At 64.8% G+C, this 13,735-nt stretch carries 12 protein-coding genes; 8 read left to right on the top strand and 4 right to left on the bottom strand.

What is annotated here, in order from left to right:
- Positions 1-42: 42 nt before the first annotated feature.
- From ACREXZ_RS06495 to ACREXZ_RS06485, 3 genes are all read right to left on the bottom strand, one after another.
- Positions 43-414, bottom strand: coding sequence for an EamA family transporter (locus ACREXZ_RS06495; protein WP_431763214.1), 372 nt, complete (start codon positions 412-414; stop codon positions 43-45).
- A gap of 43 nt (positions 415-457) precedes the next feature.
- Positions 458-2,161 (bottom strand): glycosyltransferase family 39 protein, encoded by a 1,704-nt coding sequence (locus tag ACREXZ_RS06490; protein ID WP_431763213.1) that lies wholly within the window; start codon positions 2,159-2,161, stop codon positions 458-460.
- Between the two features lie 223 nt (positions 2,162-2,384).
- A complete protein-coding gene (locus ACREXZ_RS06485) occupies positions 2,385-2,759 on the bottom strand; it encodes an Mth938-like domain-containing protein (RefSeq protein WP_431763212.1) in 375 nt (124 codons plus the stop codon).
- Between the two features lie 445 nt (positions 2,760-3,204).
- Here ACREXZ_RS06485 and ACREXZ_RS06480 point away from each other — a divergent pair, with 445 nt between their 5' ends.
- The 6 genes from ACREXZ_RS06480 (at position 3,205) to moaE (ending at position 9,554) form a co-directional block, all read left to right on the top strand.
- A complete protein-coding gene (locus ACREXZ_RS06480) occupies positions 3,205-4,452 on the top strand; it encodes a pyridoxal phosphate-dependent aminotransferase (RefSeq protein ID WP_431763211.1) in 1,248 nt (415 codons plus the stop codon).
- Positions 4,453-4,515: 63 nt separating this feature from the next.
- Positions 4,516-5,847 (top strand): homoserine dehydrogenase, encoded by a 1,332-nt coding sequence (locus tag ACREXZ_RS06475; RefSeq protein ID WP_431763210.1) that lies wholly within the window; start codon positions 4,516-4,518, stop codon positions 5,845-5,847.
- A 9-nt stretch (positions 5,848-5,856) separates the two neighbouring features.
- The gene (gene thrC / locus ACREXZ_RS06470; protein ID WP_431763209.1) at positions 5,857-7,329 is read left to right on the top strand and encodes a threonine synthase; all 1,473 of its coding nucleotides are present in this window, start codon (positions 5,857-5,859) and stop codon (positions 7,327-7,329) included.
- Positions 7,330-7,521: 192 nt separating this feature from the next.
- Entirely contained in the window at positions 7,522-8,778 is a 1,257-nt protein-coding gene (locus ACREXZ_RS06465; RefSeq protein WP_431763208.1) for a molybdopterin molybdotransferase MoeA, read from the top strand.
- Between the two features lie 25 nt (positions 8,779-8,803).
- Positions 8,804-9,061, top strand: coding sequence for a molybdopterin converting factor subunit 1 (moaD, locus tag ACREXZ_RS06460; RefSeq protein ID WP_431763207.1), 258 nt, complete (start codon positions 8,804-8,806; stop codon positions 9,059-9,061).
- 10 nt (positions 9,062-9,071) lie between these two features.
- Positions 9,072-9,554, top strand: coding sequence for a molybdopterin synthase catalytic subunit MoaE (moaE, locus tag ACREXZ_RS06455; protein ID WP_431763206.1), 483 nt, complete (start codon positions 9,072-9,074; stop codon positions 9,552-9,554).
- Positions 9,555-9,566: 12 nt separating this feature from the next.
- Here the strand turns inward: moaE and ACREXZ_RS06450 are convergent, their stop codons facing one another.
- Positions 9,567-10,115, bottom strand: a complete 549-nt coding sequence (locus ACREXZ_RS06450; protein WP_431763205.1) for a group III truncated hemoglobin — start codon at positions 10,113-10,115, stop codon at positions 9,567-9,569.
- 267 nt (positions 10,116-10,382) lie between these two features.
- Between ACREXZ_RS06450 and ACREXZ_RS06445 the strand changes: the two genes are divergently transcribed.
- Together ACREXZ_RS06445 and clpB are read left to right on the top strand one after the other, a co-directional pair.
- Complete coding sequence (locus tag ACREXZ_RS06445) at positions 10,383-10,862, top strand: RrF2 family transcriptional regulator (RefSeq protein ID WP_431763204.1); 480 nt, start codon at positions 10,383-10,385, stop codon at positions 10,860-10,862.
- Positions 10,863-11,003: 141 nt separating this feature from the next.
- Positions 11,004-13,601: an ATP-dependent chaperone ClpB gene (gene clpB, locus ACREXZ_RS06440; RefSeq protein ID WP_431763203.1), complete on the top strand. Its 2,598-nt coding sequence runs from the start codon at positions 11,004-11,006 to the stop codon at positions 13,599-13,601.
- Positions 13,602-13,735: the final 134 nt, after the last annotated feature.

Below are 13,735 nucleotides of genomic sequence, written 5' to 3'. Positions count from 1 at the left end.
ACATGGATGCTTAAGTCGCGTGGGGCGGTTGCGTGGGACGCCTCAGCTGCGCGCCAGCACGAACACGCCGACCAGAATGATGCCGATGCCGATGAGCCGCTGGATCGACAGCACTTCGCCGAATAAATACCACGCGGCGAACGCATTGACGACATAGCCGAGCGACAGCATCGGGTACGCGATCGACACGTCCACCCGCGACAGCCCGACGACCCACACGCCGACGCTCACCACGTAGCACGCGAGCCCGCCGATGATCGGCAACTGGGTGGCGAGCCGCCAGCCGATGGGCAGAATGTTCGCACGGGTGAATTCGAAGTGTCCAACGGCATTCGTGCCGGCCTTCAGCAGCAGTTGCGCGCAGGCGTTCAGCGCGACACCTGCGAGGATGCAGAAAAGCGAGATCGGGTTCATCGACGGTTCGGTTAAAGGATCGGGTCGGACTGACGGCTGTGCTTTACTGCTGCGGCTTTTCGACGATCACGCGGCGCTGGTCGCGTGCAACGACTTCCATCGGCACGTGCTGCTTCTCGAGTTCGGCATAGCGCGACGGCGACATCAGCGCGAGTGCGTAGCGGTCAGCGTTCCAGCGCGTAATCCACGCATCGACGGTCGGTACCCACTTTTGCGGTTCGACCGACACGCCGAACGCCAGTTCGTCCGCATGCTGGACCATGATCATCGTGTGGTCGACGTAGAACGGCAGTGTGTGGTCGAGCACGTCGACCGAATAGAATGGCGTGTCGGGCGGCAGCTTCGCGAGCGCGGCCTTCACGGCCGGCGCGAGCAGCACGCCGGAACTGACGCGGCCGAACACGTCGTGCCCGGTGCCCGCGATGGTGCCTAGCAGCAACCAGCCCGCGCCGAACGTCACGATCGCGCCGACGATGCCCTTGCCCTTGCCGTTTTCATTGCTGCTGCTGCGGCGGCACATTGCGAGTGCCGCGAGCGTCAGTACGAACGCGACGCCGAGAGCCGCATAGACCCAGATCTGGAACGCGCGGTACAGCGCATTCGGATTGCGTGCATCGCCGACCCAGTGCAGGAAGATCGCGCCGAACGCGGCGACCACGAGGAACACCGCATAACCGGCGAGATGGCGGCGCAGTGCATCGCGCGACACGAGCGGCAGGTACATGCCGATCAGCAGCGCGAGCGCGGGCGCGATCGGCAGCGTGTACGACACCAGCTTCGAATGCGATGCACTGAAGAACAGGAAGATGAACGCGGACCATACCAGCATCACCAGCGCCGGCGAGAAGCCGTTCGGCTGGCGCGGCATGCGTACCGCCTGGCGGATGCTCTGTACCGCGATCGAGAGCCACGGCAGGAATCCGACCAGCATCACGCCGGCGAAGTAGTAGAACGGACCGGGACGGTTCTGTTCGGGCGTCAGGTAGCGGTCGAACTGCTGGACGATGAAAAAGAAGTTGAAGAACTCGGGGTTGCGCTGCTGCACGAGCACGAACCACGGCGCGGCGACCGCGAAGAACACGATCAGGCCGCTCACCAGATACAGGCGCTTCCACAGTGCCCAGTCGCGCGCGACGAGCGTATAGATGACGAGTGCGGCGCCCGGCAGGATCACGCCGATCAGCCCTTTCGACAGTACCGCGAGCGCCATCGAGATCCAGCACACCCACATCCACAGCCGGGCCTGCGAGCCCGGCAGGTTAGGGCGCTGCGCGAGCATCAGCGCGCACAGCGTGAGCTCCATCCAGAACGACAGGCCCATGTCGAGCGTGTTGAAGTGGCCCATCAGGTTCCAGTACGGCGCGCTCGCGAGTACGATCGCGGCGAACACACCGGTCGCCGCATTGAAGACACGGGTGCCGGTGTAACCGATCAGCAGTACGCCAGCGAAGCCGGTGAGCGCGGTATAGAGCCGCGCCTGCCATTCGCCGATGCCGAACCACGCGAACGTCAGCGCGTTGGCCCACGTTTGCAGCGGCGGCTTTTCGAAGTACTTGTAGCCGTTGTAGCGCGGCGTGATCCAGTCGCCGGTCGTGAACATCTCGCGCGCCATTTCGGCGTAGCGGCCTTCGTCGCTGGGGACCAGATGACGCCATCCGAGTGGCACGAACCAGATGATGGCGAGTGCGATCACGAACAGCAGGATCGCAGTGCGATTGAGCGGTAGCCTCGACGGCGTATCGTTCATGGATTTACCTGTCTTGTCGACGCCGCCTGTGCGGACGTGCGGAGATTGTTGAAAGCATCGGCGCAGTCTGCCACGCCAGGCGGCGGCGCGTGCACGATGCCTGTCGTGCGCCGCCGCGCAGTGTACGCTATCGACCTTAGCCGAACCTTAGCCTGATCACTGCCCCGAAAGGCAGGCGCAGCGTGCTGCGGCGCCTGTAGCCGACCTGCGTGTTCCGGCTCGCTCAGTTTTCGATCAGCAGCGCGGCTGCGACCTTGCGGCCCTCGGCCATCAGGATGTTGTAGGTCCGGCAGGCCGCCTTGAAGTCCATCGTCTCGACACCGATGCGCTGCGCAGTGAGCGCGGCGATGAGGCGTGGATGCGGGAAGCGCAGCCGCCCGCCGCTGCCGAATACGACGACTTCCGGCGCCGGCCCGACCAGCAGCTCGAAGTGTTCGGGAGCGAGCGCGTCGAACGACGAAACCGGCCACGCGATGACCGGTGTGTCCGGTATGACGATGATGCTGCCCAGATGGCGCTCGAGATTGATTTCGACATAGTCGGCGCCGTAACCGGTCACGGTGTTGAGTGCGCCGCTTGCATCCTGGTGTAATTTCAAATCGCAGTTCCGAGATTTCCGAGATCGTCTGACGCGTCGTGCGCATGGCGCCTGCCGTGCCGCCGGACGCGCGGAACGACGATCGGGGCAGGGGGCGAGCCGTGCGCAGCGGACGCGGGCATGGCCGACAGGGCCCGCCGATGCGGTTGGTGCATTGCGGAAGTCGGCCAAAATCCGCTAAATTATAGCTTTTTAGCCGCCCTGCGGCGCCCCTCGCTTGCCGCGCCGCCACGAGCCGCGCGAATCATGCGCATGCCGGCCAACCTGCCGGCCCGCCGCTCGCCGGCGCCATGCGAGTCGTCCGGTACGATGACGACCGCGCCGGGCATACCCCCTATCGTGCCGATGCGCCGGGACGATACCGGCGAAGCTTGACCCCGCGGCCGCCATTTTCCTGCCTTCGGGCCCGCCCGGCCTGTGTGCCTGGCCTACTTACCTGGATGAAGTGCCCGCCGTGAAACCGATCCTGAAATCCAACAAGCTGCTGAACGTCTGCTACGACATCCGCGGGCCTGTCCTCGAACATGCGAAGCGGCTTGAGGAAGAGGGCCATCGCATCATCAAGCTGAACATCGGCAACCTGGCGCCGTTCGGTTTCGACGCGCCCGACGAGATCATTCAGGACATGATCCGGAACCTGCCGGGTTCGTCGGGCTATTCCGACTCGAAGGGCGTGTTCGCCGCGCGCAAGGCGATCATGCATTACGCGCAGCAGAAGGGCGTGAACGGCGTCGAGCTCGACGACATCTACATCGGCAACGGCGCATCCGAACTGATCGTGATGGCGCTGCAGGGTCTGCTGAACGACGGCGACGAAGTGCTGTTACCCGCGCCCGACTATCCGCTGTGGACCGCCGGCGTGAGCCTGTCGGGCGGCACGCCGGTGCACTACATCTGCGACGAGGCGAACCGCTGGATGCCCGATACCGACGACATCCGCCGCAAGATCACGCCGAACACGCGTGCGCTCGTCGTGATCAACCCGAACAATCCGACCGGCGCGCTGTATTCCGACGAACTGCTGCTCGAGCTGATCGCCATCGCGCGCGAACACGGCCTCGTGATCTTCGCGGACGAGGTGTACGACAAGATCGTCTACGACGGCAAGACGCATACCGCGATCGGCTCGCTTGCCGAGGACGTGCTGACCGTTACGTTCAACAGCCTGTCGAAGAGCTACCGCTCATGCGGCTACCGGGCCGGCTGGATGTTCGTGTCGGGCCTGACCGGCGAGAACCGGCGCCGCGCGAATGACTACCTCGAAGGGCTCGGCATTCTCGCGTCGATGCGCCTGTGCCCGAACGTGCCGGGCCAGTACGCGATCCAGACCGCGCTCGGCGGCTATCAGAGCATCAACGAACTGATCGCACCGAGCGGGCGTCTGTACAAGCAGCGCGAACTCGCGTACGAGATGCTCACCGCCATTCCCGGCGTGACGTGCGTGAAGCCGGAAGCGGCGCTCTACATGTTCCCGCGCCTCGATCCGAAGATGTACCCGATCGAGAACGACCAGCAGTTCATTCTCGATCTGCTGCTCGCCGAGCGCGTGCTGCTCGTGCAGGGCACCGGGTTCAACTGGAAGACGCCGGACCATTTCCGCGTCGTGTTCCTGCCGAACGTGGACGATCTTGCCGATTCGATCAACCGGATCGCGCGCTTCCTCGACGGCTACCGCAAGCATCACACCGCATGAAGTCCGCGGGCGTCGCCGCCCGCAGGCCCCGTTTCTCAATCCTTACTCGAACACACACGCTGCATGGAACCGATCAAAGTTGGACTGCTGGGCTTCGGCACGGTGGGCAGCGGCACCTTCACGGTACTGCGCCGCAACCAGGAAGAAATCAAACGTCGCGCGGGCCGCGGCATCGAGATCACGCGGATCGCGGTGCGCAATCCCGCAAAGGCCACGGCGGCGCTCGGCGCCGACGCGGGCAGCATCGCGCTGACCGATAGCTTCGAGTCGGTCGTCGACGATCCGTCGATCTCGATCGTCGCCGAGATGATCGGCGGAACGGGCATCGCGCGCGATCTCGTGCTGCGCGCGATCGCGAACCGCAAGCACGTGGTGACGGCGAACAAGGCGCTGCTCGCGGTGCACGGCACGGAGATCTTCCAGGCAGCACGCGCGAACGGCGTGATGGTCGCGTTCGAAGGCGCGGTCGCGGGCGGCATCCCGATCATCAAGGCGCTGCGCGAAGGGCTGACCGCGAACCGCATCCAGTACATCGCAGGCATCATCAACGGCACGACCAACTACATCCTGTCGGAGATGCGCGACCGCGGTCTCGACTTCGCGACCGCGCTGAAGGCCGCGCAGGAACTTGGCTACGCGGAAGCGGACCCGACCTTCGACGTCGAGGGCGTCGACGCCGCGCACAAGGCGACGATCATGAGCGCGATCGCGTTCGGCGTGCCGGTGCAGTTCGACAAAGCCTATGTGGAAGGGATCAGCAAGCTGGCCGCGATCGACATCCGCTATGCGGAAGAACTCGGCTACCGGATCAAGCTTCTCGGCATCGCGCGGCGCTCCGACAAGGGCATCGAGCTGCGCGTGCATCCCACGCTGATTCCGGCCAAGCGGTTGCTCGCAAACGTCGAGGGCGCGATGAACGCGGTCGTCGTGCACGGCGACGCGGTCGGCACGACGCTGTACTACGGCAAGGGCGCGGGCGCGGAGCCGACGGCATCGGCCGTGGTCGCCGATCTGGTCGACGTGACCCGTCTGCATACTGCGGACCCGGAACACCGCGTCCCGCATCTCGCGTTCCAGCCCGACAGCCTGTCGAGCACGCCGATCCTGCCGATCGACGAAGTGACGAGCGGCTACTACCTGCGGCTGCGCGTCGCCGACGTGACCGGCGTGCTCGCCGACATCACGCGGATTCTCGCCGACGGCGGCATCTCGATCGATGCGCTGCTGCAGAAGGAATCGGAGCAGGTCGACGCGTCCCACAAGGGCGAGACCGACATCATCCTGATCACGCACGAGACGGTCGAGAAGCACGTGAACGCGGCGATCGAGCGCATCGAGGCGCTGCAGACGGTGGTGTCGAAGGTGACGAAGCTCCGGATGGAAGCACTGAACTAGGCGAGACTCATGAACTACATTTCCACCCGTGGCGCCGGTGCCGGCGAACGGCATACGTTTTCGGACATCCTGCTGGGCGGTCTCGCGAAAGACGGCGGCCTGTACCTGCCGGCCGACTATCCGCGTGTGTCGGCGGACGAACTCGCACGCTGGCGCGCGCTGCCGTACGCCGATCTCGCGTTCGAGATCCTGTCGAAATTCAGCGACGACATTCCCGCTGACGACCTGCGCGCGCTGACGCGCCGCACGTACACCGCGCAGACTTACTGCAACGTCCGCAATGTCCACGATGGCGACGCATCCGGCCAGCTCGCCGCGCAGATCACGCCGCTGAAAACGCTCGGCGTCGAGAACGGCGCGCCGCTGTCGCTGCTCGAACTGTCGAACGGCCCGACGCTGGCGTTCAAGGACATGGCGATGCAGCTGCTCGGCAACCTGTTCGAGTACGCGCTCGCGAAGCACGGCGAAACGCTGAACATCCTCGGCGCGACGTCGGGCGATACCGGCAGCGCTGCCGAATACGCGATGCGCGGCAAGCACGGCGTCCGCGTGTTCATGCTGTCGCCGCACAAGAAGATGAGCGCGTTCCAGACCGCGCAGATGTACAGCCTGCAGGATCCGAACATCTTCAACCTCGCGGTCGAAGGCGTGTTCGACGACTGCCAGGACATCGTGAAGGCCGTGTCGAACGATCACGCGTTCAAGGCGCAGTACCGGATCGGTACCGTCAATTCGATTAACTGGGCGCGCGTCGTCGCGCAGGTCGTCTATTACTTCAAGGGCTATTTCGCGGCGACGAAATCGAACGACGAGCGCGTGTCGTTCGCGGTGCCGTCGGGCAACTTCGGCAATGTCTGCGCAGGGCATATCGCGCGGATGATGGGGCTGCCGATCGAGAAGCTGGTCGTCGCGACCAACGAGAACGACGTGCTCGACGAGTTCTTCCGCACCGGCATCTATCGCGTGCGCAAGGCGGCCGAGACGTATCACACGAGTAGCCCGAGCATGGACATTTCGAAGGCATCGAACTTCGAGCGCTTCGTGTTCGATCTGCTCGGCCGCGATCCGGCGCGCGTGCTGCAGCTATTCCGCGACGTCGAGGAGAAGGGCGGTTTCGATCTTGCGGCGAGTGGCGATTTTGCGCGTGTGCAGCAGTTCGGTTTCGTGTCGGGTCGCAGCAGTCATGCGGATCGCGTCGATGCGATCCGCGACGTGTTCGAGCGCTACGACACGATGATCGATACGCATACCGCGGACGGTCTGAAAGTCGCGCGCGAACATCTGCAGCCGGGTGTCCCGATGATCGTGCTGGAGACCGCGCAGCCGGTCAAATTCGGCGAGACGATCCGCGAGGCCCTGCTGCGCGAGCCGGAGCGGCCCGCGGCGTTCGCGGGCCTCGAGAGCCTGCCGCAGCGTTTCGACGTGTTGCCGGCCGATGTGCAGCACGTGAAGGACTTTGTCGCGAAACACTCCACGGATTGACGAGCGCGGTGCCCTGATGTTCGCGGCCGTGACGCAACGCGCGTCGCGGCCGTTTTCATGAATGTCTTCGTGCGCGACTGCCTTGCTGCGTGCACCATCCGCGGTTCACCAAAGACATCCATAGCGCAGTGCACGCGCGCGGCTCGCGTCCGGCCGCTACAATAGTTCTTCCACCCCAGACCGCTCCGATCGATGTCCACGCCTCCGTCTTCCGCACCCCGTGCGCCGATGCTTTCGACCGCCGACGCGCTCGCCACGCTGCTCGGTGCTGCCGCGCCGGTTACGGGCACTGAATCGCTGCCCACGCTCAATGTACTCAACCGCGTGCTGGCCACCGACGTCGTTTCGCCGCTCGACGTGCCGCCGATGAACACGAGCGCGATGGACGGCTACGCGGTCCGCATCGCCGATCTGTCGCACGGCGACCGACGCCTGCCGGTGTCGCAGCGCATTCCGGCCGGCCATGCGCCGCAGCCGCTTGCCGAGGGCACGGCCGCGCGCATTTTCACCGGCGCGACGGTGCCGCCCGGCGCCGATGCGATCGTGATGCAGGAGCAGACCGAAGCCGCCGGTGACGAAGTGACGATCCTGCATGCGCCGAAGGCCGGCGAATGGATCACGATGCAGGGCGCGGACATTCGTCGCGATTCGGTCGTCCTGCCCGCGGGCACGCGGCTCACGCCGCAGGCGCTCGGGCTCGCGGCCTCGGTCGGCTGCGCGACGCTCGACGTCGTGCGGCGCGTGAAGGTCGCGGTGTTCTTCACCGGCGACGAACTCACGATGCCCGGCGAGCCGCTCAAGCCGGGCGCCATCTACAACTCGAACCGCTTCACGCTGAGCGCGCTGCTGCAGAAGCTCGGCTGCGACGTTACCGATTACGGCATCGTGCCCGACCAGCGCGACGCGACGCGCGCGACGCTGCGCGAAGCGGCCCGCGAACACGATCTGATCCTGACGTGCGGCGGCGTATCGGTCGGCGAGGAAGATCATGTGAAGCCGGCGGTCGAAGCGGAAGGCCGGCTGTCGATGTGGCAGATCGCGATGAAGCCGGGCAAGCCGCTCGCGTTCGGCACGGTGCGCCGAGGTCCGGAGGTTAGTGCAGAGGGTGAGACGTTTTTCATTGGCTTGCCGGGCAACCCCGTGTCGAGCTTCGTTACGTTTCTGCTGTTCGTGCGGCCGTTCGTGCTGCGGCTTGCGGGCGTGCGCAACGTCGCACCGCGTGCGCTGTCGCTGCGCGCCGATTTCTCGCAGCAGAAGGGCGACCGGCGCAACGAATTCCTGCGCGCGCGGGTCAATCCGGCGGGCGGTCTCGAGCTGTTTCCGAACCAGAGTTCCGCGGTCCTGACGTCGACCGTGTGGGGCGACGGGTTGATCGACAATCCGCCGAACCACGCGATCAGCGCCGGTGAGACCGTGCGCTTCATTCCGTTTTCCGAATTGTTGAATTGAGCCGGACGTTCCGGCGGGCGTAGAGATGAAGATCCAGTTGAAGTATTTTGCGAGCGTACGCGAAGCGCTCGGTATCGCGGACGAGTCGGTCGATCTGCCCGACGGCATCGCGACTGTCGGCGACGTGCGCGGCTGGTTGCGCGCGCGCGGCGGCGTGTGGGCCGAGACGCTGACCGAGGGTCGCGCGCTCCGGATGGCGTGCAATCACGTGATGACCGACGCCGGCACGCGGATCACCGACGGCTGCGAAGTCGCGTTCTTTCCGCCGGTGACGGGCGGCTGAGGAGGCACCAATGACAGTGCGCGTGCAAACCGCCGATTTCGATCTGACGACGGAAGTCGCCGCGTTGCGCGCGCGCGATCCGAAGATTGGCGCGGTCGCGTGCTTCGTCGGCACGGTGCGCGACCTGAACGACGGCAGTGCGGTCGACGCGATGGAGCTCGAGCACTATCCGGGTATGACCGAGAAGTCGCTCGAGCACATCGTCGACGTGGCGCGCGAGCGCTGGCCGGGCATCGACGTGCTGATCGTGCATCGCGTCGGCAAGCTGGTTCCGCTCGATCAGATCGTGCTCGTCGCGACGACGTCCGCGCATCGCGGCGACGCATTTGCATCGTGCGAATTCGTGATGGACTATCTGAAGACCCAGGCGCCGTTCTGGAAGAAGGAAAAGACCGCGCACGGCGAGCGCTGGGTCGATGCCCGCACGACCGACGATGCGGCGCTGGCCCGCTGGGGCATCGAACCCGGCGCTATCGACGATACGAAGGCCTAGCGCGCTACGCGCTCACGCGTCGGCCGAGCGACCGATAACCCGGACCGGAAACGGCTCGCCCGGCTTGTCATTCATCTCATGTGTCTCATGCTCGTCGTGGGTCTTGTGCCCATGTCCACGCTCGCGACGCCGCGGCGCGACGCGAGCGAGCAGCGCCTGCTGCTCGGCCGGTATCCGGTAGTCCCACCCGAAGCGGCTCAACTGGAGGCTCTGCGCGATCCGCAGTGCGGGCTCCATGAAACGGACCGCGGCAGCGGGCTCGTAGCGCGACTCCACGGTATCGAGAAACAGATACAGCCAGTGGCTGAAATGCTTCGGCTCGATGCCGGGCAGCGGCTGGTGCGCCTGCTGCACGTTGCCGCGATACGTCTTCGCGCCGAGCACGATGCCGGCCCAGAACGCGCACATCTTCGGCAGATGATCGTCCCATTTCCCGGCTAGCTTCTGCTCGAAGACCGGACCGAGCAGCGCGTCGACCCGCACGCGGTCGTAAAACGCGTACACGAGTTCACGGATGTTGGCTTCGGTCGGTTCGGCGTGGCGAGGGGCAGGCGGTTTCATTCGGGAGGCTCGACGATCGTTGATAGGGCAGAGGTGGCCCGCGGGCATATCCTGTTATTCGGTACGCATAGATGGTCAGCTTTTCGCACGCCGGACAGCGGCAAAACCGGGGTGCCGTAAAGTGTTGAACAATAACGGTCGGCTGAACGGTTAAACATGCGCAAGCGCTGCATGTTAGATGCCCAGACCCCAGGCCGGCAACCCTTGCGACGTCGCGGTCAATTGAGAGACCGCGCGTCGCCGATCGTTTTCGCGAGCCCCTGCGTCATGAGACTGACCGACTACACCGACTACTCGTTGCGCGTGATGCTGTACCTCGCCGTCTGCGGCGAAGGGCTCTCGACGATCCAGGATATCTCCGACGCGTACGGCATTTCCCGCAACCACCTGATGAAAATCGTCCAGCGGCTCGGCGATCTCGGCTGGGTCGACACGGTTCGCGGACGCAACGGCGGCTTGCGGCTCGCGGGACGGTCGCGGTCGCTGACGGTCGGCCAGGTGGTGCGCGCCACCGAAAACGACTTCGCGCTGGTCGGCTGCTTTTCCGGCGAAAGCGCCACTCACCGAACCTGCGCGATTCAGGCGGAATGCCAGCTGCAGCACGTGTTCGGCGCGGCACGCGACGCGTTCATGGCCGAACTCGACCGCCATACAATCGAAGAAGTCGCCCGGCCGGCTGCGCCGCTCGCTGCGCTGCTCGGCATTACGCGGGTCATTCCGGTCATGGCCGTGCCAGGCGAGGGTTAAGCGCACCGCCGCACCGGCCGAAGCCGCACCACTGGCGCTGCTGTCGTGCGGTGTCGTAAAATTCGCCTGAAAACTCAAAAAAGCGCTTGAAAACCGCACGAAACACCTCATTTTGGTGATATTCGAAATCGGAGCTGCTTGATGAGAATCGACAAACTCACCACCAAATTTCAGGAAGCACTCGCGGACGCGCAGAGTCTCGCCGTCGGCCGCGACAATCAATACATCGAACCGGTGCACCTGCTCGCGGCGCTCGTCGCGCAGCAGGACGGCGCCGCGCGTTCGCTGCTGTCGCGCTCGGGCGTGCACGTGCAGGCGCTGCAGACGGCGCTGAACGACGCGATCGAGCGCTTGCCGCAGGTGCAGGGCACCGACGGCAACGTGCAGATCGGGCGCGATCTGACGGGCCTGTTGAACCAGGCCGACAAGGAAGCGCAGAAGCTCAACGACAGCTACATCGCGAGCGAAATGTTCCTGCTCGCTGTCGCCGACGACAAAGGCGAGGCGGGCCGGGTCGCGCGTCAGCACGGCCTCACGCGCAAGTCGCTCGAAGCGGCGATCGTCGCGGTGCGCGGCGGCTCGCAGGTGCACAGCCAGGACGCCGAGAGTCAGCGCGAAGCATTGAAGAAATACACGGTCGACCTGACCGAACGTGCCCGCGCCGGCAAGCTCGATCCGGTGATCGGCCGCGACGACGAAATCCGCCGCTCGATCCAGATCCTGCAACGCCGGACCAAGAACAACCCGGTGCTGATCGGCGAGCCTGGCGTCGGCAAGACGGCGATCGTCGAAGGGCTCGCACAGCGGATCGTCAACGGTGAGGTGCCGGAAACGCTGAAGGGCAAGCGCGTGCTGTCGCTTGACATGGCGGCACTGCTCGCAGGAGCTAAGTATCGCGGCGAGTTCGAAGAGCGCCTGAAGGCCGTGCTGAACGACATCGCGAAGGACGAAGGCCAGACCATCGTCTTCATCGACGAGATTCACACGATGGTCGGCGCGGGCAAGGCCGAAGGCGCGATGGACGCGGGCAACATGCTGAAGCCGGCGCTGTCGCGCGGCGAGCTGCATTGCGTCGGCGCGACCACGCTCGACGAGTACCGCAAGTACATCGAGAAGGACGCGGCGCTCGAACGCCGGTTCCAGAAAGTGCTGGTCGACGAGCCGACCGTCGAGGCGACGATCGCGATCCTGCGCGGCCTGCAGGAAAAGTACGAACTGCACCATGGCGTCGAGATCACCGACCCGGCGATCGTCGCGGCCGCCGAACTGTCGCATCGCTACATCACCGACCGCTTCCTGCCCGACAAGGCAATCGATCTGATCGACGAAGCGGCGTCGAAGATCAAGATGGAAATCGATTCGAAGCCCGAGGAGATGGACCGGCTCGACCGCCGGCGCATCCAGCTGAAGATCGAGCGCGAAGCGGTGAAGAAGGAGAAGGACGAGGCGTCGCAGAAGCGGCTGCAACTGATCGAAGAAGAGATCGACCGGCTGGATCGCGAGTACGGGGACCTCGAGGAAATCTGGACCGCCGAAAAGGCCGCGGTGCAGGGCAGCGCGCAACTGAAGGAAGACATCGAACGCACGCGTGCCGAAATCACGCGGCTGCAGCGCGAAGGTAAGCTCGAAAAGGTCGCGGAACTGCAGTACGGCAAGCTGCCGCAGCTCGAGGCGCAACTGAAGCAGGTCGCGCAGGCGGAGGCGCAGGAGCAGAACAGTCCGACGCGTCGGCGTCTGCTGCGTACGCAGGTCGGTGCGGAGGAAATCGCGGACGTCGTGTCGCGCTCAACCGGGATTCCGGTGTCGCGGATGATGCAGGGCGAACGCGAAAAGCTGCTGCAGATCGAGGAAAAACTGCACGAACGCGTGATCGGTCAGGACGAGGCGATCAGTGCCGTGGCCGATGCGATCCGTCGTTCGCGTGCGGGGTTGTCGGATCCGAACCGTCCGTATGGCTCGTTCCTGTTCCTCGGGCCGACGGGCGTCGGCAAGACCGAGCTGTGCAAGGCGCTGGCGTCGTTCCTGTTCGATTCGGAAGATCATCTCATCCGTATCGACATGAGCGAGTTCATGGAGAAGCACAGCGTCGCGCGGCTGATCGGCGCGCCGCCGGGCTATGTCGGCTACGAGGAAGGCGGCTACCTGACGGAAGCCGTGCGCCGCAAGCCGTATAGCGTGATCCTGCTCGACGAGGTCGAGAAAGCGCATCCGGACGTGTTCAACGTGTTGCTGCAGGTGCTCGACGACGGTCGCATGACCGACGGTCAGGGGCGCACCGTGGACTTCAAGAACACGGTGATCGTGATGACGTCGAACCTCGGCTCGCAGGTGATCCAGGCGATGGTCGGCGAACCGCAGGAAGCGGTGAAGGATGCCGTGTGGGAAGAGGTCAAGCTGCACTTCCGGCCGGAATTCCTGAACCGGATCGACGACGTCGTCGTGTTCCATGCGCTAGACCGTTCGAACATCCAGTCGATCGCGAAGATCCAGCTGCAACGGTTGCACGAGCGGCTCGCGAAGCTCGACATGCAGCTGGTCGTCTCGGATGCGGCGCTCGAGCAGATCGGCAAGGTCGGCTACGACCCGCTGTTCGGTGCGCGGCCGCTGAAGCGCGCGATCCAGCAGGAGATCGAGAATCCGGTGGCGAAGCTGATTCTCGCCGGCAAGTTCGGTCCGAAGGACGTGATTCCGGTCGAACTCCAGGGCGGCAAGCTGGTGTTCGAGCGCGTCGTGCATTGAGCGTATTGCGTCATTGAGCGGCGCGTCGGCGCCGGTGTGACCGGGAAGGGCAACGAAGCGATTCGTTGCCCTTTTTCTTTGGATTTAACCTTGTGATCGCATGGATAATGAGGTGATTTGTATTTTTCTGCCTG

The organism is Paraburkholderia sp. (assembly GCF_050742655.1).
Taxonomy (GTDB): domain Bacteria; phylum Pseudomonadota; class Gammaproteobacteria; order Burkholderiales; family Burkholderiaceae; genus Paraburkholderia.
The sequence above is the reverse complement of the archived record's forward strand: the minus strand, read 5'-3'. Positions and strand labels throughout refer to the sequence as shown.

Bases quoted from the DNA above. Each gene is read 5' to 3' on its own strand.
- ACREXZ_RS06495 (WP_431763214.1), bottom strand. From the start codon at position 414: ATGAACCCGATCTCGCTTTTCTGCATCCTCGCAGGTGTCGCGCTGAAC.
- ACREXZ_RS06490 (WP_431763213.1), bottom strand. From the start codon at position 2,161: ATGAACGATACGCCGTCGAGGCTACCGCTCAATCGCACTGCGATCCTG.
- ACREXZ_RS06475 (WP_431763210.1), top strand. From the start codon at position 4,516: ATGGAACCGATCAAAGTTGGACTGCTGGGCTTCGGCACGGTGGGCAGC.
- thrC (WP_431763209.1), top strand. From the start codon at position 5,857: ATGAACTACATTTCCACCCGTGGCGCCGGTGCCGGCGAACGGCATACG.
- ACREXZ_RS06465 (WP_431763208.1), top strand. From the start codon at position 7,522: ATGTCCACGCCTCCGTCTTCCGCACCCCGTGCGCCGATGCTTTCGACC.
- moaD (WP_431763207.1), top strand. From the start codon at position 8,804: ATGAAGATCCAGTTGAAGTATTTTGCGAGCGTACGCGAAGCGCTCGGT.
- moaE (WP_431763206.1), top strand. From the start codon at position 9,072: ATGACAGTGCGCGTGCAAACCGCCGATTTCGATCTGACGACGGAAGTC.
- ACREXZ_RS06450 (WP_431763205.1), bottom strand. From the start codon at position 10,115: ATGAAACCGCCTGCCCCTCGCCACGCCGAACCGACCGAAGCCAACATC.
- ACREXZ_RS06445 (WP_431763204.1), top strand. From the start codon at position 10,383: ATGAGACTGACCGACTACACCGACTACTCGTTGCGCGTGATGCTGTAC.
- clpB (WP_431763203.1), top strand. From the start codon at position 11,004: ATGAGAATCGACAAACTCACCACCAAATTTCAGGAAGCACTCGCGGAC.